Origin of the sequence: Paraburkholderia hayleyella, from assembly GCF_009455685.1 — a bacterium.
In the GTDB taxonomy this organism is placed as follows: Bacteria; Pseudomonadota; Gammaproteobacteria; order Burkholderiales; family Burkholderiaceae; genus Paraburkholderia; species Paraburkholderia hayleyella.
On the sequence record NZ_QPES01000001.1, the window covers coordinates 2,227,406 to 2,249,263 of the forward strand.

The window sequence follows — 21,858 nt, forward strand, 5'->3', positions numbered from 1 at the left end:
CATTTTTTTGGAAAATACACGCCGCACTACAGCATCCGCCTGAATCAGAATTCCCCAAAAAAACATTTAATGAAGAAAAACCAATAATTTATTCTTGTTTTTATCTTGAACCGCATTCAATACGAATAATTGCTATTTATTAAAAAATAAATGCACCTGACACCCGTATTTTTCAGATCCTGGAACAGCAGGCCACCCCTGGCCATGCGAATCGTTAATATTTTTTACTGCTTCTTTTGCTGCTTCACACCCCCAGAACCCCCAGCATTTCTACGTTTTATAGTACAACAATCATATTTAAGCAATTGTCCTAACCCCTAGTTTTCGAGCCTTTCCGTGCTCCCCCCGTACGGTGCCAAGATTAACCGTAAAAAATGTGTTGCAACATATAGGGCTAACCATAATGCGTATCAGTTTCGTGGCCATCTGAAATCCTTACGTCAATCTCAATCGCATGTTACGCGCCAAAGCGTAACGTCGCATTGAGATCGTTACGTTACGTACACAAGCCCAATCCCATTTATAGCGCTATCTGACCGCATCCCAGAACAATCAATTTATGCGCAATAACTTGTCTCTGCCCCGCTGCATGGGGAAGTCGATATTTTTAATTCCCGTAGCCCACGTTTTTTTGTGAGTTGGCATGGTGATTGCAGAGAGTAACCCGCAGCATCATTCAACAACCATGCGATACGAGGGCGACATGAAAACTCAAATTTCTTCCGGCGTGCTACGGACAACGATCATAACGGCGGCCGTCACTGCCATGCTTTCACTCGCCGCCTGCGGTGGCTCGGGGAGCCTCAGTTCTGGGCTCGGCTCCAAAGGCACCAGCGGGACTGGCGGAACCATTTCAACCGGCGGTGCGAATGGAACCAACACCGGCACCGGCACAAACCCAGGTGGCAGCAATGGCGGAACCTCTGCCAACAATGGCTCCGACGGTTCGGGTTCGGGTTCGGGCTCGGGCAGCAACGGTGGCGGCACTGCGGGTAACGGCGGCAATGGCGGCGGAACTGGCGGGAACGGTGGCGGAAGCGGTAATGGCGGCGGTACGGCATCGGCCAACCCCGTTAGTCTGGTCACGGACAAGGCAGGCGGCATCGTCTCGGGTGTCGGATCAACGGTATCGGGCCTTGGCACAGTCATCGGCTCGCAAACCCTGCCTGGCGTCAATCCTGCTACCACCCAGGCAGCAGGAGGCATCGTGCAAAACGTGGGAGGTGCGGTATCCACGCTAGGCAACGGTGTCAGCCAAGGGCTGGGACAGCTCGGCACGGCAGGTAATCCGGTCGGCGTCACACTCTCGAGCGTTGGTGGAGTGGTCGGTCAGACAGGAGGTGCGCTCAGCAATACCGGCAATCTGGTGACGAGCCTGGGCAGCGGCCCACTCGCCCCGCTTTCGGCAGTGACTACGCCTCTTGGCGGTGTCGTCGATGCGTTAGGCGGTGCCGTCACCAATGGTGGCGGTACGCTCACCAACATCCTCTCTACGGGTCCCATCCAGCAAGTCACGCAAACCTTGAGCACGGCAATTACGCCCATCACCGCGATGGTGGCCAACACCACGCAAACCGTGGGCAATGCGACGGGCCTTGGCGCACCGCTCAATGGACTGCTCTCGACCGTCGGTAGTAGCCTCGCCAATACCGGCGCGCTCGTCGCTAAAACGGGTAACAATCCGGTTACCACAGGTCTCGGCAATGTCGTAACCAGTACAGGTAATACCGTCGCCTCGGTGGGCGGCTTGTCGACAGGCGGCACGGGAAGCAATCCTCTGGCACCCGTCACCGGGTTGCTCGGCGGACTGGCAGGCGGTGCGGGTGGCGGCACGTCGGGCAGCGGTGGCTTGCTCGCACCGGTTACCGGCATCGTAGGTGGACTCACCGGCGGCGCAACCGGTGGCACGCAGGGCAGCGGTGGCTTGCTCGCACCGGTTACCGGCATCGTAGGCGGACTCACCGGCGGCGCAACCGGTGGCACGCAGGGCAGCGGTGGCTTGCTCGCACCGGTTACCGGCATCGTAGGCGGACTCACCGGCGGCGCAACCGGTGGCACGCAGGGCAGCGGTGGCGTACTCGCACCGGTTACCGGCATCGTAGGCGGACTCACCGGCGGTGCAACCGGTGGCACGTCGGGCAGCGGTGGCGTACTCGCACCCGTCACCGGTTTGCTTTCGGGTGTGACTGGCAGCCTCGGCAACGTCGGTGCCAAACCAGCGACCACTGCGACCACCACCGCGACCACAACCACAACAATCAACCCGGGCATCTCGCTTACCACTACCACCGGTGGTAGCAGCAACACGGACGGTTTGCTGTCTGGCGTGACATCAGCGGTTGGCGGTCTGTTAGGGGGCTTGTCCGGGAAAAAATAAAGCATCCGGGACATCCTGAACGGGTATCAATATGGGCCTGGCATACCGCCAGGCCTGTGTCATGCCTGCATACCGGCAGAAACCACCCAATCGTTCGGATAACGGCATGAAAACCGGGCCAAACCCGGCATAAGCGGTGCCGTAAATTGCATTTCAAAGCTAGCGTAACGCCACACATATCGGGCACGTGACGCCACCCTGCCACCATGGCAGTATGCGTCCAGCCACTCCAGCCACATAAGCGTGCACGTTGTCCGGCCAGACAACGCGCCTCGCATAACAAGAACGGCCAACGAGGACACATCCGATGAAACTCGGGTATAAAACATGGGCTGTATTACTGGCAATGACCGCTGCCAGTACCGTGCAAGCACAGACACGTCCCGCGGTTAGCGGCAATCCACTCGATGCGCTACCGCAACTCAAGGCTCCAGCAAGAGGACCAAACGTCACGGTGCAGGTACAACCCCAGGCAGCCCCCCTCCAGGAACTGCTCGCACGTCATCTGACACCCTCGCGCGTTCAGATTGAAGGGGTGAATTCGATCCCGTTCAATGACGTCGCCCAACGCTTCACTTCGATTGTCGGAAAAGACATCACCGTGGGTGAGCTCATCGAGCTGGCCAATGGCGTCACGCGCCTTTATCAGGAACACGGGTATGCGCTTTCGTTCGCCTTCGTGCCCGCACAGACATTTGAAAACGGCATCGTGCGTATCACCGTGGTAGAGGGTTACGTCGCGGAGGTGACGGTCACCGGCAAGCCCGGTGCGACCGAAGCGCGCATTCGTTCGATTGCCGAGCACATCCGCGCTGACCGCCCGCTGCGGCGTGCAACCTTCGAACGCTACATCAATACGCTTGGGCTGTTGCCTGGCGTCAAGGTGGCCGCCACCGTCGCTCCGCCGCAAAACACGGATGGCGCGGCCACGCTTGAACTCAAGGTTGAGCGCAAATCATTCGACGTCAGCGCGGGCGTGGACTTCAACCATCCCGGCGTTCAGGGCCTGCTCACGGCCACCGAAAATGGCCTGACGTCGCTTGGCGAACAGCTCAGTATTTCAGCCCTGGTGCCGAAGGGTCGTGACAATCAAACCTATCTGGCCGTTCGCGCGGCCGTGCCGATTGGCAGCAACGGACTAACGGCCAAAATCGATGCCACCCACTATCGCGGCAATCCTGTCGATAACCCCGGCCTGCCCAGCTATGTTCAGCGCACGGTCATCAACGACAAGATCATCGGCTCGCTCTCTTATCCCATCTTGCTGAGCAATACCCGCAGTCTGCTAGGCACCGTCAGCGGTTACGCCTCACATGACGAAGACCGCTATCAGAACCAGATCAATGGCGCACAGATCGGCCTGAGTTCGCAGATCCGTGTCCTGCAGTTGCAAACCGATTACACCAGCGCGCAAACCGGTCAGGTGCAGCGTGCCAGCCTGAATCTGGCAAAGGCGTTCAATATTCTCGGCGCCTCCAAAGCGGGCAGTTCGAATATTCCTGGCGCGGTTACCATCAACCCAGCCTCCCTGACCTTCGTGCGCACCGGTGCGAGTTTCTCGCAAACCAACGAGTGGCCGCTGAAACTGGGCACCGCTATCGCCTTGACCGGGCAGTACAGCCCGGATTCACTTCCTACGTCGGAGCAGATTGCTTTTGGTGCGCAACGTTTCGCCCAAGGCTATCAGCCAGGGGAGGCATCGGGTGATTCAGGCTGGGCGGCCTCTTTCGAACTCAACCGGCCATTCGCGCCTGGATTCACCTATCTGCGCACGATCACGCCCTATGTCTCGTTCGATATGGCACGCGTGTATTTACATGCAGGGACACCCTCACCCTCAAGGCTGGCCTCTATCGCGCTTGGTTTCCGGATTTCAGATGCGAAGTACTACAACCTGGACCTGTCGGTGGCCAAGCCCCTGGCTGATGCGCCAGTGGAAAGCCCATCGCGCAGCCCACGTGTCAATGCCACGTTTTCCTATCAGTTGAACTAGCTGAATGGAGCACGCTTGAGCGCCGGTACACAGGGGTTCGAGGGGTTCGGGGTATGCACTCACAGACGTGAGCAGGGCTTTCACGTAATCTGCGCGGGGCTCGAACCTGAACCCGAGCATTACGCCGCCCGGTTTCCTGAGCACGTCACTTGAACCAGCACGGCTCAGATCGTGCCACTTTCAACCATCTTCCAGGGGAAGGCAATGAGGCAATTTACCCAACGCGCAAGTACGCGGCTCGCCCAGGCCATGAAACGCATGGCGCTGGCAAGCGTGCTGCTTGCACATGCTGCCGGCTCCTTCGCGCAAAACACGAGCCCGGTTGGCATCTGGCAAACCATCGACGACCATACCGGCCAACCCAAGGCACTCGTGCAAATTGCGCAGGATGGCGATGGCATGCTCAGCGGCCGGGTGATCAAGGGTTTGGGCGCAAACAACCAGCCGGAGCGGCGTTGCACAGCATGTACCGATGCACGCAAGGATCAGTTGATTCTCGGCATGACGATCATCAACGGCATGAAGAAAGAAAACGAGGGCGGATGGGATGAGGGCCGGATTCTCGACCCCGAGAACGGCAAAATCTACAAATGCAAAATGCATCTGGAAGACGGCGGGCAAAAGCTGGTGGTGCGAGGCTATATCGGCGTGTCATTGCTCGGACGCTCGCAAACATGGATTCGCCAGCCATGACAATGGTCATGACCTGGCTATTACTACCTGGCTATTACTATTACCGGCGAGTGTGACCTAAAATCAGCCTGAATAAAAAAACCGGCCAGGCATTTCATTGCTGGCCGGTTTTTGTCGTGCGGAGTGTCAATTCATTAAACCAACTTTCATGCTGCATATTTAAAAGAATTGCCGTAACCAAACACAGCAGGAGTATTGGGCTGCGGCGCGTATCCGGTAGCAGGAGCCGCTGGAACGGTATGCTCGACCTCGGTTGTAACGGGTTTTGCTTCCTGTTGATGATTCCGCATACGTGCTTGCATCGTGCTGCAAAGCGCTTCGCTCGCTTCGCCGAACAGCTGATCCGTCACGCGTTTCAGGACACCGGTTTCGTGCCATGCCTTAAAACGACGGTGGCATGTCTGATACGACGGGTACTTGCGCGGCATCGCAGACCAGGTTGCACCGCTGTACATCACCCAAAGCACGCCATTGAGTACAGAGCGGGTATTGGCCAGAGGACGACCACGCAGTTCAGAACGGGGACGTAGCTCCGGAAGCAGTGGAGCTACGCGTTGCCATTCTTCGTCGGTAATATCACGATGGGGTGTCATTAAGATTTCTCCTTTGTCAAAAAGCATGACCAGAAGATATCAAGCGCCCCATAGTCCAGATATCAGATGATTCTGAATCTTGAAATTGGGCTTTGAGCCCCCTTAGGCTGTTACCTTTCAAATGCCTACAAAGTCTTAAGTTAACGAGGTATCCACCAGACGACGCGGCGCATCGAGATACTCTTTTGACTGCATTTCCACAATACGTGACACCGTGCGGCTAAATTCATTGGCCATCGGCCCTTCCAGATACAGTTGATCGGCCGCAACCGCAGCCGACATCAGCAATTTGATCTTGTGATCATAGAAAACATCGATCAACCACGTAAAACGGCGCGCTTCGGAGGCCATCCGTGGCGTCATCTGCGGCACGCCCGACAAAATCACGGCGTGAAAGCGGCTCGCCAGCTCAAGATAATCGTTCTGTGAACGCGGGCCACCGCACAACGTGGCGAAATCGAACCAAACCACACCATCGGCACGCCGCAGCGCTTTCAGTTCGCGCTGCTCGATATGCAGGATGGGACTCTCATCCGGCACGGCCGCCAGACGCGAAAACGCGCTGCGCAGCGCCTTGTCGGCCGCCGCCCCCAATGGCGTGTGGTACACCGCCACTTGCGCCAGGGTCAGGCGCCGATAATCCACACCGGCATCCACATTGACCACGTCGAGCTTTGACTTGAGCAGCTCGATGGCGGGCAGCAGGCGGTCGCGGTGCAAGCCATCGGGGTAAAGCGTGTCGGGTGCGTAATTGGACGTCATCACGAACTGCACGCCATTCGTAAACAGCCGGTCCAGCAGACGGTAAAGGATCATCGCATCCGCGATGTCCGAAACGTGAAACTCGTCGAAACAAATCAGCCGGTAACGCCGTGCGATGCGTTTTGCGAGTTCATCGAGTGGATCGGCCTGGCCTTTCAGTTCCTCGAGTTGCCGGTGTACTTCGCGCATGAATTCATGAAAATGCAGGCGTGTCTTGCGTTGTACCGGCACCACTGCAAAAAAACTGTCCATCAGAAAGCTCTTGCCGCGCCCCACGCCCCCCCACATGTAAATGCCACGTGGTAACTCAGGATGCAAAATGAGTTTTTTAAAAACGTTCGAGCGGCGAGCCTTGTAAGCGACCCATTCCTCATAGCACTGCTGCAACCGTTCAACCATCGCCCGTTGCGCCGGGTCGGACTGGTATCCGCGTTTTTTCAGCTCGCTTTCGTAGTATTCGGTGACGTTCATCGTGCGACCGGAAAAAAGAAAGCGGGCGGGAATCAACCCGCCCGCCTTGATGACTTCATACCTGCAGGCCTTTGCAGGCGTGAAGACCTACATGTTCAGCGCGCGCTTGTCCACCGCAAGCGCGGCCTCACGCATGACTTCGGATAACGACGGATGCGGGTGGCAGATACGCCCAATATCTTCCGACGCGGCCTTGAACTCCATCGCCACCACGGCTTCCGCGATCAGGTCCGAAGCATTGGCCGAAATGATATGCACGCCGAGTAACTCATCCGTTTTCGCATCGGCAATCATCTTGACAAAGCCTTCGGCCTTGTTGATCCCCAACGCGCGGCCATTCGCCATGAACGGAAACTGGCCCGTTTTGATCTCACGGCCTTCCGCCTTCAGTTGCTGCTCCGTTTTGCCCACCCATGCAATTTCCGGCTCGGTGTAAATCACCCATGGAATGCAGTTGTAGTCGATATGCGGTTTCTGGCCGTCAATCACTTCCGCCACCAGTACGCCTTCATCTTCGGCCTTGTGCGCCAGCATCGGACCACGCACCACGTCGCCAATCGCGTAAACGTTCGGCACGCTCGTCGCGCAATGGTCATCGACATCGATAAAACCACGTTCGTTCGTTTTCAGGCCGATCGCGTCAAGACCAAGGTTATCGGTATTCGGCACACGGCCAACCGAGACGATCAGGCGGTCGGCCGCGAGTGTCTGGGCCTTGCCGTCCTTGTCGGTGTAGGCGATCGAAACCCCCGTGGCACTCGTTTTCACTTCACCGATCTTCACGCCCAGATGAATCTCAAGGCCCTGCTTCTTGAACTGCTTGGCGGCTTCCTTGGCCAGCGCCTGGTCGGCTGCGCCGAGAAATTCGGGTAGCGCTTCCAGCACGGTCACCTCGGCGCCCAGACGACGCCACACCGATCCCAGCTCAAGGCCAATCACGCCCGCGCCAATCACCGCGAGTTTTTTCGGCACGGCGGTGAAGCTTAAAGCGCCCTCGTTATCCGCCACGATCGTGTTGTCGACGGGAATCGACGGCAAATGGCGTGCCTTCGAACCGGTCGCAATGATCACGTTTTTCGCCGTCACGACTTCGGTCCCGTCCTCACCGCTGACTTCGATCTGCACGCCTGCAGCCGTTTTTCCGGTGAACTTGCCATGACCCTTAAGCCAGGTGATCTTGTTCTTGCGAAACAGGAACTCGATCCCCTTCGTCATTTTTTCGACGATGCTGTCTTTACGGGCCAGCATCTTTGTCACATCCAGCTTGACGTCGGCCACCGAAATACCGTGATCGGCCAGATGGTGAGAAGCATTTTCAAACTCTTCCGACGAAGCCAGCAACGCCTTCGATGGAATACAGCCGACATTCAGACAGGTGCCGCCCAGCTTCAGTGCGCCCGCCGGGTTACGCCATTTTTCGATACAGGCAACCGTCTTGCCGAGTTGTGCTGCGCGAATCGCCGCGATATAGCCGCCAGGACCGGCGCCAATCACGACAACATCAAATTCTTTGGACATGTGCATCCCTTTTGATGGCCGGGCCGGTTGCGCCATGAGACGGCACGTCCGGCCCTGAGACAAAGCGTGTGATAAACCGCCTGGATTACAGGTCGAGCAGAAGACGGGCTGGATCTTCCAGCGCATCTTTCATGGCCACCAGCGACAGCACCGCTTCGCGGCCGTCGATGATCCGGTGGTCATACGACAGCGCAAGATAGTTCATCGGACGAATCACGATCTGGCCATTTTCGACCACGGCGCGCTCTTTCGTGGCATGCACGCCCAGAATGGCCGACTGCGGTGGGTTGATGATCGGCGTCGACAGCATCGAACCGAACACACCACCATTGGAGATCGAGAAGGTGCCACCGGTCATTTCTTCGATCGACAGCTTGCCATCCTTCGCCTTCTGACCGAATTCAGCGATTTTCTTTTCGATCTCGGCGAGGCTCAGTTGATCGGCATTGCGCAGGATCGGCACCACCAGGCCACGTGGCGAACCCACTGCGATGCCGATATCGAAGTAACCGTGATACACGATGTCGTTGCCGTCGATCGAGGCGTTCACCAGCGGGAATTTTTTCAGCGCGTGGACCGCGGCCTTAACGAAGAACGACATGAAGCCGAGTTTCACGCCGTGTTCTTTCTCGAACTTGTCTTTGTATTTGCCACGTAGCTCCATCACGGGCGCCATGTTCACTTCATTGAATGTCGTGAGAATGGCGTTGGTCTGTTGCGATTCGAGCAGGCGCTCTGCAATCCGGGCGCGCAGACGTGACATCGGCACGCGTTGTTCCGGACGATCTTTCAGCCAGACTTCGGCTGAAGCCGGAGCCTTGACGTCGGGCAGCGCAGGCCGGGCGGTTTTTGCTGCCAAAGCGGAAGCCGCAGCCGGGGCGGGTTTGGCTGCGGGAGCCGCCGCCTGGCCCGTGCCGAGCACATCGCCCTTGGTAATGCGTCCATCGCGGCCTGTGCCGGCCACATCGGTGGCGGCGAGGTTTTTTTCCGCCATCAGCTTGGTCGCAGCCGGTGAGGCCGCGGTACTGGCGCCCGCCACGGGAGCGGCCGCCGCTGGGGCCGCAGCCGCTTGCGGAGCAGGCTTGACTTCAGCCTCGACTGCAGCCGCACCCGCTGTGCCTTCGGTATCGATGCGCGCGATCACTTCATCGGCGACCACGGTATCGCCATCGTTTCTGACAACCTGCGCCAGTACGCCTGCGGCAGGTGCAGGCACTTCCAGCACAACCTTGTCAGTTTCGATTTCGATGAGAATTTCGTCCTGCGCTACAGCCTCGCCCGGCTTCTTCTTCCACTGCAACATGGTGGCTTCCGAAACCGATTCGGACAGTTGGGGGACCTTGACTTCAACGATAGCCATTGTAATTTTCCTGAATACGTATCGGGTGCCAGCGCACCGTAATGCACGTCCCGTTGGAGCGGCGTCAAGCCGCCCCAACGCAGGACGCGGTTATTTAGCAATCGACGCGCTCTTGAGGCGGCCAAACGCACCTTCGATCAGTGCTTTTTGCTGTTCATAGTGCTTCGCGTAGTAGCCCACCGCAGGTGACGCGGAAGCCGGACGGCCGCTATAGGCCAGCTTCTGCCCATCTTTCATGCCTTCTTTCAGGTGGTGCTCGATGTAGAACCAGGGCCCCTGGTTTTGCGGCTCGTCTTGCACCCAGACGACTTCGGTCGCGTGATCGTATTTTTTTAGCTCTGCCTCGAACTGCTTGTGCGCAAACGGATAGAGCTGCTCGATACGGAAAATGGCGACGTCGGTTGCTTGCGCTTCGCGGCGATGGGCCACCAGATCGTAGTAAACGCGACCCGAACACACCACCACGCGCTTGACCTTTTTCGGCTCGATCGTGGCATCCACCTCACCGATGACGGGCTGGAACGAACCCTTGGCCAGTTCGGACAGGTCAGACACGGCTTCCTTGTGACGCAGCAGCGATTTCGGCGTGGCCACGATCAGCGGCTTGCGGAACAGGCGAATCATCTGGCGCCGCAGCAGATGGAAAATCTGCGCCGGGGTGGTCGGCTGAACCACTTGCATGTTGTGCTCGGCGCACAGTTGCAAGAAACGTTCGATACGCGCCGATGAATGCTCCGGGCCCTGCCCTTCATAGCCATGCGGCAGCAGCATCGTCAGGCCTGAAGCCCGGCCCCACTTCACCTCACCCGATGAGATGAACTGGTCGATCACCACCTGCGCGCCATTCACGAAATCACCGAACTGCGCTTCCCAGGCCACGAAAGTATTAGGCTCGGCGGTTGAATAACCGTACTCAAAACCCAGCACGGCTTCTTCCGACAACACCGAGTCGATCACGGTGAACGTCGCCTGCCCTTCAGCGATGTTTTGCAACGGCACATAAGTGCCATCGTTCCAGCGCTCGCGGTTTTGATCGTGCAAGACCGCATGACGGTGCGTGAACGTGCCACGCCCCGAATCCTGGCCAGTCAGGCGCACGGGATAACCCGAAGCCACCAGCGAGGCAAACGCCAGGTGCTCGCCCATGCCCCAGTCGAGCTTGGCTTCACCCCGTCCCATGGCGCGACGGTCATTGATGACGCGCTCAACTAACGGATGCACCTTGAAGTTTTCAGGAATGGTGGTGATGCGCTCGGCCAGACGCTTGAGTTCGGCGAGCGGCACGGCCGTATCGGCGGCATCGGTCCACTTGCGGTTCAGGAACGGCACCCAGTCCACCGCGTATTTGCTCTTGTAGTTCGAGAGCACGGGATCGACCGTCTGATGGCCTTCGTCCATGATCTTGCGATAAGCCTTGACATAGGCTTCCGCATCGTCCGGGCCAATCACGCCTTGCTGCACCAGTTTTTCCGCGTAGAGCGCGCGAGTGCCCGGATGCTTGGCAATTGTCTTGTACATGAGCGGCTGCGTGACCGCCGGGGTGTCTTGCTCATTGTGGCCCAGCTTGCGGAAGCAAACGATATCGACCACGACATCCTTGTGAAACTGCATGCGGAAATCAATCGCGAGCTGGGTCGCCAAAACGACGGCTTCCGGATCATCGCCATTCACGTGCAACACCGGCGCTTCGATCATCTTGACGACGTCCGAGCAATAGAGCGTCGAGCGTGCATCGCGCGGGTCGGAAGTGGTAAAGCCGATCTGGTTGTTGATGACGATATGCAACGTGCCAAATGTGCCGTAACCCCGGGTTTGCGCAAGATTGAGCGTTTCCATCACGACGCCCTGGCCCGCGAATGCTGCATCGCCGTGAATTTGCACCGGCAACACTTGCATGCCGTGGTCGTCGCCGCGACGGTCCATCCGGGCTTTGGCGGAGCCTTCCACCACCGGATTGACGATTTCGAGGTGCGACGGATTGAAAGCCAGCGACAAGTGAACCGGACCGCCTTCGGTCGATACATCCGACGAGAACCCCTTGTGGTACTTGACGTCACCCGCGGGCAGATCGTCGACGTGCTTGCCTTCGAACTCAGCGAAGAGATCCGCAGGCATTTTGCCGAGGGTATTGACCAGCACGTTCAGGCGGCCGCGGTGGGCCATGCCTATGACAATTTCCTGAACACCGTTGGCGCCGGCATGGCGCACCACCTCATCCATCGACGCGATAAAGCTTTCGCTACCTTCGAGCGAGAAGCGCTTCTGACCCACATATTTGGTGTGCAAAAAGCGTTCGAGGCCTTCGGCTGCGGTGAGCCGCTTCAGGATGTGTTTTTTCTTGTCTGCCGTGAAATTCGGCGTGGAGCGGATGGATTCGAGCCGCTCTTTCCACCAGCGCTTTTGCTCGGGATCGCTCAAGTACATGTACTCGGCACCGATCGTGCCGCAATACGTGTCGCGCAACGCCTTGACGATATCGCGCAACGAGGCTTGTTCGAAACCGAAGTAGAGATTGCTGGCGTTGAAGGTCTGGTCCAGATCGGCTTCGGAGAAGTCGTAGAACGCAGGTTCAAGCTCGGGAATGGCCGGGCGCTCGCGGCGCTTCAGCGGATCGAGATTAGCCCACTGCGAGCCGAGGAAGCGATAGGCACCGATGAGTGACTGGACGTAAACCTGTTTGCGAGCCGTTTCAAGGTCTTCACCACCGCTTGCCGCGCGAGGGATAAAGGCGTTGGCTTTGGCCCGCTGGGCAAACGATTCGACAATAGGGCCGTGCGCGACATCGTTGACGTTGCTGCCATCGGTGGCAGGAACGTTTTGCAACGCATCGAAATAGCCGCGCCAGGTATCCGGCACCGAGGCCGGGTTGTCGAGATACGCTTCGTACAGTTCTTCGACGTACGGCGCATTGCCGCCGAACAAATAGGAGTTCAGCTGGAATTGCTTCATCATATGTTTACGCTCACCTTTCTTCGAGCTTCTCGAAAAATAGCGGGTTACTCAACCTTCCGCGACACGGCCTGACCGTTTAGCGGATTGCGCGAATCAAGTCTTGCTTGGAAGGACCTAAAGCATGCATCTGGCGGAGCATAACATAGAACGCATAGTCCAGATAGCAAGCACAATACATCCACATTCTTTGACACAGTAAACAGCAAAAGCCGCTCGAAAGCGGCTTTTGCTGTTTACTGTGGGCAGAATAAAAAACCTGTTGCGCAACCCTTCCTAATGCGTTTAATCAGTCCGCGGTTTCGCGGCTAGCGCGGCGACGCTCGTGTTCCTTCAGGTGCCGCTTGCGCAGACGGATCGATAGAGGCGTGACCTCAACCAGTTCGTCTTCGTCGATGAATTCGACGGCGTATTCCAGCGACATCTGGATCGGCGGCACAAGCCGCACGGCTTCGTCAGTGCCAGAGGCACGAACGTTGGTCAATTGCTTGCCCTTAATCGGGTTCACGACAAGATCATTATCACGGCTATGGATGCCGATAATCATCCCTTCATAAAGCGCATCGCCTGGCTTGACGAACATCCGGCCACGATCTTGCAACTTCCACAGGGCGTAAGCCACGGCAGCACCATCGTCCTGCGAGATCAGCACGCCATTGCGACGCTCGCCCAGCGAGCCATCCTTGAGCGGCGCGTATTCGTCGAACACGTGGCTCATCAGCCCCGTACCACGCGTGAGCGTCAGGAACTCGCCCTGAAAGCCAATCAGGCCGCGCGCAGGAATGCGGTACTCAAGCCGTGTACGGCCACGGCCGTCTGATGCCATATCGAGCATTTCGCCCTTGCGCCGGCCCAGCTCTTCCATCACGCCGCCCTGGTTCGCGTCTTCGAGATCGACGGTCAGCAACTCATACGGCTCGTGCTTCACGCCGTTGACTTCGTGCAGCACCACACGCGGACGCGACACCGCCATCTCATAGCCTTCGCGGCGCATGTTTTCAATCAGGATGGTCAGATGCAGCTCACCACGGCCCGACACTTCAAACACGGTTTCGTCGCCCGTGTCTTTCACGCGCAACGCCACGTTGTGGTTGAGCTCTTTCATCAGACGGTCACGGATCTGGCGGCTCGTCACGAACTTGCCTTCCTTGCCTGCCAGCGGCGATGAATTCACGAGGAAGTTCATCGTCAGGGTCGGCTCGTCGACGGTAATCATCGGCAGGGCTTCCGGGGTATCCGGCGAGCAGATTGTCGCCCCGATGCCGACTTCCTCAATACCGTTGATCAGCACGATGTCGCCCGCTTCAGCCGACTCCACCTGCACACGCTCCAGGCCGCGGAACGACAGCACCTGGTTGATCTTGCGGTTCAGGATCTCGCCTTCCGGACCGAACCGGATCACGACCTGCTGGCCTGGCTTGATACGCCCACGGGTGATACGGCCCACGCCGATACGGCCCACGTAGGTCGAAAAATCAAGTGAGGTGATTTGCAGTTGCAGCGGACCATCCGGATCCGCCGGACGCACCGGAACGTGCTCGAGAATCGCCTCGAACAGCGGACGCATATTGCCTTCGCGTACTTCAGGCGTGAGCCCGGCGTAACCGTTCAGCCCGGACGCGTAGACAATTGGGAAATCGAGTTGTTCTTCTGTTGCACCCAGCTTGTCGAACAGATCGAATGTCTGGTTGATGACCCAGTCGATCCGTGCACCCGGACGGTCGATCTTGTTGATGACCACGATCGGCTTCAAGCCCAACGCCAGTGCTTTTTTCGTCACGAAGCGGGTTTGCGGCATCGGGCCTTCGACGGCATCCACCAGCAGCAATACCGAATCCACCATCGACAGCACGCGCTCTACTTCACCACCGAAATCGGCGTGGCCCGGTGTATCGACAATATTAATATGTGTGCCTTCGTATTCGACTGCGCAGTTCTTGGCAAGAATCGTGATGCCACGTTCTTTTTCGATGTCGTTCGAATCCATCACGCGTTCGACCATTTGCTGGTTCTCGCGGAAGGTGCCGGACTGGCGCAGCAACTGGTCAACCAGTGTGGTCTTGCCGTGGTCAACGTGGGCAATGATGGCGATATTACGTAAGGCGCGGGTCATAAGAAACCTGGAAGACAGTTGATGAGTGCGCCAGTTACTGCGACTAGCTCTTGTAGGACATGCAGGACATGCGATGCGGATGACGTTTTTGCCAGGTAATCAGCATATCCGCATATCCGCATCTATTTTGAGACTGAAAAGCAACGCACTCTCGGGAACCCAGCATTGTAGCACGGCTATTCTTGCAAAACTCCGTGCATTCCGATTGCTTGCGTAAATCGCTTGCGTGAATCGCGTGGAATTAGCCACGATTGCCTTGTGATGCCGTACGGTGCAACACGCCATGTTCGTACTGTAATAGCGCATGAAATAAAGATTGCCATGTCAATTAACTCCCTCCTATAATCCTGCCTGGTCAATCATTGCATGCGCACAAAATTTCCATGAATGTGTCTTCCGTGCCGACTGAAATCCGTGATTATCATCTCGGTGAGAGCGTCGGCTATCTGCTTTCGCGCGTGAAATCGTCAATGTCGCACCTGGTGACGCAACGCACCATGAGCGAGCTTGGCATTACCAGCACGCAAGGCAGCATCCTGTTCATGGTCGCTAGCGGCAAATGCCTGCTGGCCGCCGAGCTGGCACGCGAATATGGTATCAATGCCAGCGCTGTCACGCGGATGATCGACCGCCTGGAAAAACGTGGCCTGTTGACCCGCCTGCGCTGCAGCGACGACCGCCGCGTTGTGCGGCTCGCGCTCACAGCTGAAGGCCAGGCCATTGCCGAACGCATGCCGCCCATCTTTATCAGCGTGCTCGACAAGCTGTTAAGCGGCTTTACCCCGGAAGAAGTCGGTTTTCTAAAAAGCATGCTGCGCCGTGCATTGCTCAATAGCGGTGAGGCAACCGGGCTTCTATGTGACGCCATCGCCTGTGGCGAAGACGAAAACCCGGCGTAATAAATTAGTTGCAAAGTCCATTATTTCCCTTCACTCAAACGTCTAAAGCCGAGCGATGAAATCCCTTTTCTTGCCTGTGCCTGTACTTTCTCGCCAGGCCACGATGACCGTAGTGGCGGCAACGCTTGCCTTGGCGGGGTGCGCGAATTACTCCGGGATCAAAAGCGACAGGCAAATCGCTGCGCCCACGCAATATGAAGCCTCCGAAAGCCTGGCTCCCTCCGGTGGCCAATGGCCGGCACTGGACTGGCCAGGCCAGTTTGGCGATCCGCAACTGTCCGCGCTGATCGCGGAAGCGTTAGAGGGCAACCCATCCATCGCTCAAGCCCAGGCACGGCTCGCCAAGGCCTCGTCCTATATCGAAAGCTCACGTTCGGCGCTCTTCCCCAAGGTCAGCGCCAGCTACTCGTTCGACCGTGAGCTTTACTCAGCCAATGCGCTGTTTCCGCCGCCTTACGGCGGCACGTGGTTCAGCGAGCACAACGCGCTCGCCAGCGCCTCATGGGACCTGGACTTGTGGGGCAAAAACCGCGAACGCCTGGCACAAGCGGTGTCACAAAAAAAAGCCGCCGAAGCCGATGTGCAGCAAGCACGTGTGACGCTTTCAGCGTCCGTCGCACGCACCTATAACCAGCTCGCCCAGCTCTATGCGCTGCGTGACATTGCCCAGCGCGAAATCAATAACCGCGAGACCATCGGCGAAATTACCAATGGCCGCGTCGCGGCAGGGCTCGATACCAATGTCGAGCGGCAAACCGCGAATGGCAATATCGCCAGCAGCCAGGCCAACCGGACCGATCTGGATGGCCAGATCACCGTCGTGCGCTACCAGCTCGGTGCCTTGCTGGGTAAAGGCCCGGATCGCGGTTTGCAGATCGCCCGGCCTGCGATGAACACCGGCCAGGCTGTCGCGCTGCCCGCCAACCTGCCCGCCGATCTGGTCTCGCGCCGTCCCGATATCGTTGCCGCGCGCTGGCAAGTCGAAGCCGCGTTGCATGACGTGAAAGAAGCCAAAGCCGAATTTTTCCCGGATATCAATCTTGCGGTGGGCTTCGGCTTCGATGCATTCGGCTGGGGCAAATTCCTGAACTTCACGAGCCGCCAGGCACAGTTCAATCCAGCCATCCATCTGCCGATCTTCGATGCCGGGGCCTTGCGTGCGCAACTCAAAGGCCGCTACGCTGATTTCGATCTCGATGTCGCCAATTACAACCAGTTGTTGATCAATGCGTTAAGTGACGTCGCCACGCAGATCTCGTCAATCCGCTCAGTGGACCGGCAAGCGCTTGACGCCCAACGCGCCCTCGACGCCGCGTCCCGCGCCTACGAACTTGCCGTGGTGCGCTATAAGGCGGGGCTATCGCCTCAGTTGCAGGTACTCTCCGCCGATCAGAACCGCCTCGCCGCCGAAGAAACCGTCACCAACCTGAAGATGAAACGCCGGGACCTGCAAATCGGCCTGATCAAGGCGCTCGGCGGCGGCTTCGACAGCGCCAGCACGGCGCTGGCGCTACCCGCCAGCAGCGCCGCTGCCTCACCAACGGCTGCCACGGCTGCCGCCACCACGCCATCCACAGCGCGCTGAGCGAGGCACCGAACGCCACGCCCACCCAGATCAACAACACAAAATCTGCCAGAACCCGGAGCACATCAATGAGCACCCCCTCGCAACCCGCCGCCAGCACACCACCGGCAAACAACGGCAAACGCCGGCGCATGATGACGCTGCTGACCGGCGTGATCCTGATCGCCGCCGTGATCTATGGGCTGTACTACTTTTTCATCGCACGCTTTTACGAGGAAACCGATGATGCCTACGTCAATGGCAACGTGGTGCAAATCACGCCGCAAGTCACAGGCACGGTCATCGCGGTGAATGCCGACGATACCCAGACCGTCAAGGCCGGCGATCCCGTTGTGCAGCTCGATCCGGCCGACGCGCGCGTGGCACTGCAGCAGGCTGAAGCCAGCCTCGCGCAAACCGTGCGCCAGGTCCGCGGACTGTTCGCCAACGATAGCCAGTACCAGGCACAAATGGCCGTCCGCGAGGCCGATCTGTCGCGGGCCAAGGACGATCTGCGCCGCCGGATGACTGTCGCGCAAACCGGCGCGGTCTCGCAGGAAGAAATTTCTCATGCCCGCGATGCGGTCCGCAGCGCTCAGGCCGCACTCGACGCCGCCCGCCAGCAGCTCGCCTCGAACCGGGCACTGACCGCCAACACCACCATCACGAATCATCCCAATGTCGAGGCCGCCGCGGCCAAGGTCCGCGATGCGTATCTGGCCCATGCCCGCAATACCTTGCCTGCGCCGGTCACGGGCTACGTGGCCAAACGCTCGGTGCAAGTCGGCCAGCGTGTGGCGCCGGGCAATCCGTTGATGGCGATCGTGCCGCTCAACGCCGTCTGGGTCGATGCCAACTTCAAGGAAGTGCAGTTGAAGCACATGCGCATCGGCCAGCCGGTCGAATTGACCGCTGACGTTTATGGCTCAGCCGTGAAATATCACGGCAAGGTCGTGGGCTTCTCGGCAGGCACGGGTTCCGCGTTTTCGCTCCTGCCTGCGCAAAATGCCACCGGCAACTGGATCAAGGTGGTTCAGCGCCTGCCCGTGCGTATCGCACTCGAGCCGAAAGAACTTGAACAACATCCGCTGCGGATTGGCCTGTCGATGCAAGTGGAAGTCGCTATCAAGAACGACCAGGGCAGCCAGTTGGGCGATGCGCCGAACACCGTGTATCAAACCAGCGTGTTCGACCAGTACGGTCATGAAGCCGATGCCGAAATCGCCCGTGTGATCGAGGCCAATGCAGGCCAGGATGCCACCACGAGCCCGCACGCCAGCAGCACAACGAGCACAATGCCCAAGCCTGCAGCCGCACAAGGCATGAAGAACACCGCCTCGATGTAAGCCCGAGCCATCCGCAACAACACAAGGTTTTTTATGGCTCAGGCTCAACGTGGGGCGCAGTTGTCTCATCCGCCGCTTGAAGGCGCGAAACTGGTAATCGGCACCATCGCGGTATCACTCGCGGTTTTCATGAATGTGCTGGATACGTCGATTGCCAACGTCTCGATCCCTTCTATTTCGGGCGATCTGGGTGTCTCGGCTGATCAGGGCACGTGGGTGATCACGTCGTTTGCCGTGGCCAATGCAATTTCGGTGCCGCTTACAGGCTGGCTAACGGATCGCATCGGCCAGGTGCGGCTCTTCATGGCGTCGATCATTCTTTTTGTCATCTCGTCGTGGCTTTGTGGCCTCGCGCCAACGTTGCCATTCCTGCTGGCCTCACGGGTGCTGCAAGGTGCGGTGGCCGGCCCCATGATTCCGCTGTCACAAACCCTTCTGCTCGCCAGCTATCCCCGGGCAAAGGCTTCCACGGCTTTGTCGATGTGGTCCATGACCACGCTTATCGCCCCCGTTGCCGGGCCTATTCTAGGGGGGTGGATTTCAGACAATATCTCGTGGCCGTGGATCTTCTACGTCAATATCCCCGTCGGCATCGCCGCTGCGATCGCTACCTGGGTTATTTTCCGCGACCGCGATTCAGTCCAGAAGAAAGCGCCCATCGACGGCGTCGGCCTTGGGTTGCTGGTGATCTGGGTCGGCGCCTTGCAGATCATGCTGGACAAAGGTAAAGACCTCGACTGGTTCTCTTCGACAACGATTATCGTGCTGGCGCTGATTGCCGTGATCGGACTGGCGTTCTTTGTCATCTGGGAGCTCACCGCTGAACACCCTGTCGTTGACCTGTCGCTCTTCAAGGGACGTAACTTCACCGGCGGCACCGTTGCCCTCTCGGTCGGTTACGGCCTGTATTTCGGCAATCTCGTCCTGTTGCCGCTATGGTTGCAAACCAATATTGGCTATACCGCAACCGATGCCGGGCTCATGCTCGCGCCCGTGGGCGTGTTCGCCATCATGCTTTCGCCGCTCACCGGCAAGATCTTGCCGCGCACCGATCCGCGCTTTATCGCCACCGCATCGTTTCTGATTTTCGCATTGTGTTTTTGGATGCGTTCGCGCTACACCACCGGCGTCGACGAATTCTCACTGATCCTGCCGACCCTGATCCAGGGCATCGGCATGGCCGGGTTCTTTATCCCGCTCGTTTCGATCACGTTATCCGGGCTGCCCGGCAACCGGATTCCCGCGGCGTCAGGGCTTTCGAATTTTGTGCGGATCATGTGCGGCGGCATCGGCACCTCGATCTTCCAGACCGCGTGGGATCATCGCACGATCTTGCATCATGCCCAGCTATCCGAGCAGGCCAGTGTCTACAACCCGGTCTTCAATCATTCAATACAGCAAATGGGCCAGGCGGGATTGAGCGAATCACAGGCTTATGGCCTTTTCAATAACATGGTGACGCAGCAGGCGGCGCAACTTGGGGTCAATGACCTGTTCTTTATTTCGGCGGGTGTTTTTGTCGCGCTGATCGCGCTGATCTGGATTACCCGGCCCGAGCGCACCGGAGGCGATGCGGGAGCTGCGGCTGCCGCCGCGCACTGAAGGTACCCCATGAAAACTGAAACGCCGCAAATATTGCGGCGTTTCAGTAATGCGGGCTTCAGCCGGCGTGACTCATCACCAGCCTTTCTGGCGCCAGCACCCCTTCCACTACGCGTGCAACCCCCAGCAGTCTGCCATCGGCGCTATAAATACGGGCGCGAGCGGCTTGTGTGGCTTGTGTGGCCGATTCAAGCAACAGCCTAGCCGGTGGCAAATCAGCTAGACGCAAACGCTGTCCCTGTAAAAAACGGCGCGCAGTGGCGTCATCAAGACATACAGCGGGAAAGGTCGATAGCAGGCTGTCGACCGGTTGCAACCAGCGATCACGCTCAACCTCGGACGCGTGCGAAAGCGTATCAAGGCTCACAGCGTGGTTCAGCGTCAAGCTTCCGACAGCGGTACGGCGCAACCCGACCAGATGCGCACCGCAACCTAGCGTTTCGCCGATATCTTCCGCCAGGGTGCGGATATAAGTGCCCTTGCTGCACGTCACCCGGAACGTAACGTCCGGCAGCGCACACGTCAGCATGTCGAGCGTGTGAATGCTCACCTGACGCCCTTCGCGCTCGACCACCTGGCCTGCGCGTGCGTACTCGTATAACGGCTTGCCATCACGTTTGAGCGCCGAATACATCGGCGGCACCTGGGTAATCTCACCGCGAAAACCCGCTAATGCCTGCTCGAGCGCAGCCCGATCGCAGGTAATGGGACGTGTTTCGAGCGCGTCGCCTTCGGCATCCCCGGTAGTCGTACGGACACCCAGACGCATCGTGGCTTCATAGGTTTTATCGGCTTCGAGCAAATCTTGTGAAAACTTCGTCGCTTCGCCAAAACATAATGGCAACAAACCCGAAGCCAGTGGATCGAGCGTGCCTGTATGGCCTGCCTTTTTGACCCGATACAGGCGCTTGGCATGCATCAGTGCATCGTTACTCGACAAGCCAACGGGTTTGTCGAGCAACAGGACACCATCAAGCAGGCGACGCGGCACGCGAGGACGCTGGGAAACAGTCATATCAAAGTCATCGGATAAAAGTCGGGCAGCACAACACGCAAGCGTTCAGCCAGGGAAGAGCAGAACGGTAGACGAAGACATTCAGTCTTCCTTGGCACGGTTGGCCACAGCCTCATCAATCAGGCGCGACATTTCGACGGCGCGCTCGATGGTCTGGTCAAAATGAAAATGCAGCGTCGGCACGGTGTGAATATGCAAGCGCTTGAAAAGCAGATTGTGCAAATGGCCCGCCGCATGATTGAGCGCGTTCTGGGTTTGCTGAGGATCGCCCGTCAAGGTCGTGAAATAAACTTTCGCGTGAGCGTAATCAGGCGTGAGCTCGACGCTCTGAAACGTCACCATGCCAATACGGGGGTCTTTAACCTCGCGTATCAGCTCGGACAGGTCACGCTGGATCTGGTCGGCAATCTGTACATTGCGATTAGGGGAGGTACGTTTCCTGGACATGATGAATCCGTGATTCCGTTATCGACGAACACGTCGGATAAAAAAGCTGGGCCAAAATGGCTCAACCCAAAATGGCTCAACCCCAAAAGGCTCAACCCCAAAAGGCTCAACCCCAAAAAGCCAAGCCCAAAAGGTCAAGCCAAAAAGACAGGGCAC

Annotated in this window: 15 protein-coding genes; 7 read left to right on the forward strand and 8 right to left on the reverse strand. The window is 58.1% G+C overall.

The annotated features are described in order from the left end of the window. The first annotated feature begins 703 nt into the window (after positions 1-703). From GH657_RS09945 to GH657_RS09955, 3 genes are all read left to right on the forward strand, one after another. Complete coding sequence (locus GH657_RS09945; protein WP_153100594.1) at positions 704-2,377, forward strand: collagen-like triple helix repeat-containing protein; 1,674 nt, start codon at positions 704-706, stop codon at positions 2,375-2,377. Positions 2,378-2,684: 307 nt separating this feature from the next. Then, positions 2,685-4,370, forward strand: a complete 1,686-nt coding sequence (locus tag GH657_RS09950; protein ID WP_153100597.1) for a ShlB/FhaC/HecB family hemolysin secretion/activation protein — start codon at positions 2,685-2,687, stop codon at positions 4,368-4,370. 204 nt (positions 4,371-4,574) lie between these two features. Further along, positions 4,575-5,063 carry a DUF2147 domain-containing protein gene (locus GH657_RS09955; RefSeq protein WP_153100599.1) on the forward strand — a complete coding sequence of 163 codons (489 nt, stop codon included), beginning with the start codon at positions 4,575-4,577 and terminating at the stop codon, positions 5,061-5,063. Between the two features lie 146 nt (positions 5,064-5,209). On the opposite strand, the gene GH657_RS09960 is transcribed toward GH657_RS09955, so the two are convergent. From GH657_RS09960 to typA, 6 genes are all read right to left on the reverse strand, one after another. Then, complete coding sequence (locus GH657_RS09960) at positions 5,210-5,683, reverse strand: transposase (RefSeq protein WP_153100601.1); 474 nt, start codon at positions 5,681-5,683, stop codon at positions 5,210-5,212. 108 nt (positions 5,684-5,791) lie between these two features. Next, complete coding sequence (gene zapE, locus GH657_RS09965) at positions 5,792-6,889, reverse strand: cell division protein ZapE (RefSeq protein WP_153100603.1); 1,098 nt, start codon at positions 6,887-6,889, stop codon at positions 5,792-5,794. An 87-nt stretch (positions 6,890-6,976) separates the two neighbouring features. Then, positions 6,977-8,407 (reverse strand): dihydrolipoyl dehydrogenase, encoded by a 1,431-nt coding sequence (gene lpdA / locus GH657_RS09970; protein WP_153100605.1) that lies wholly within the window; start codon positions 8,405-8,407, stop codon positions 6,977-6,979. A gap of 85 nt (positions 8,408-8,492) precedes the next feature. After that, positions 8,493-9,767, reverse strand: a complete 1,275-nt coding sequence (odhB, locus tag GH657_RS09975; RefSeq protein WP_153100607.1) for a 2-oxoglutarate dehydrogenase complex dihydrolipoyllysine-residue succinyltransferase — start codon at positions 9,765-9,767, stop codon at positions 8,493-8,495. 90 nt (positions 9,768-9,857) lie between these two features. Next, positions 9,858-12,719 (reverse strand): 2-oxoglutarate dehydrogenase E1 component, encoded by a 2,862-nt coding sequence (locus GH657_RS09980; RefSeq protein ID WP_153100608.1) that lies wholly within the window; start codon positions 12,717-12,719, stop codon positions 9,858-9,860. 286 nt (positions 12,720-13,005) lie between these two features. Continuing rightward, positions 13,006-14,829: a translational GTPase TypA gene (gene typA / locus GH657_RS09985; protein ID WP_153100610.1), complete on the reverse strand. Its 1,824-nt coding sequence runs from the start codon at positions 14,827-14,829 to the stop codon at positions 13,006-13,008. Positions 14,830-15,212: 383 nt separating this feature from the next. Between typA and GH657_RS09990 the strand changes: the two genes are divergently transcribed. The 4 genes from GH657_RS09990 (at position 15,213) to GH657_RS10005 (ending at position 20,240) form a co-directional block, all read left to right on the forward strand. Continuing rightward, positions 15,213-15,728 carry a MarR family winged helix-turn-helix transcriptional regulator gene (locus GH657_RS09990; RefSeq protein ID WP_153100612.1) on the forward strand — a complete coding sequence of 172 codons (516 nt, stop codon included), beginning with the start codon at positions 15,213-15,215 and terminating at the stop codon, positions 15,726-15,728. Between the two features lie 55 nt (positions 15,729-15,783). Further along, entirely contained in the window at positions 15,784-17,313 is a 1,530-nt protein-coding gene (locus GH657_RS09995) for an efflux transporter outer membrane subunit (protein WP_153100614.1), read from the forward strand. 68 nt (positions 17,314-17,381) lie between these two features. Next, complete coding sequence (locus GH657_RS10000) at positions 17,382-18,638, forward strand: EmrA/EmrK family multidrug efflux transporter periplasmic adaptor subunit (RefSeq protein ID WP_153100615.1); 1,257 nt, start codon at positions 17,382-17,384, stop codon at positions 18,636-18,638. A 33-nt stretch (positions 18,639-18,671) separates the two neighbouring features. Then, the gene (locus tag GH657_RS10005; RefSeq protein ID WP_153100617.1) at positions 18,672-20,240 is read left to right on the forward strand and encodes a DHA2 family efflux MFS transporter permease subunit; all 1,569 of its coding nucleotides are present in this window, start codon (positions 18,672-18,674) and stop codon (positions 20,238-20,240) included. Positions 20,241-20,298: 58 nt separating this feature from the next. Here the strand turns inward: GH657_RS10005 and truB are convergent, their stop codons facing one another. Beyond that, positions 20,299-21,255: a tRNA pseudouridine(55) synthase TruB gene (gene truB, locus GH657_RS10010; RefSeq protein WP_153100619.1), complete on the reverse strand. Its 957-nt coding sequence runs from the start codon at positions 21,253-21,255 to the stop codon at positions 20,299-20,301. 81 nt (positions 21,256-21,336) lie between these two features. Further along, positions 21,337-21,702: a 30S ribosome-binding factor RbfA gene (gene rbfA, locus GH657_RS10015; protein WP_153100621.1), complete on the reverse strand. Its 366-nt coding sequence runs from the start codon at positions 21,700-21,702 to the stop codon at positions 21,337-21,339. Positions 21,703-21,858 lie beyond the last annotated feature (156 nt).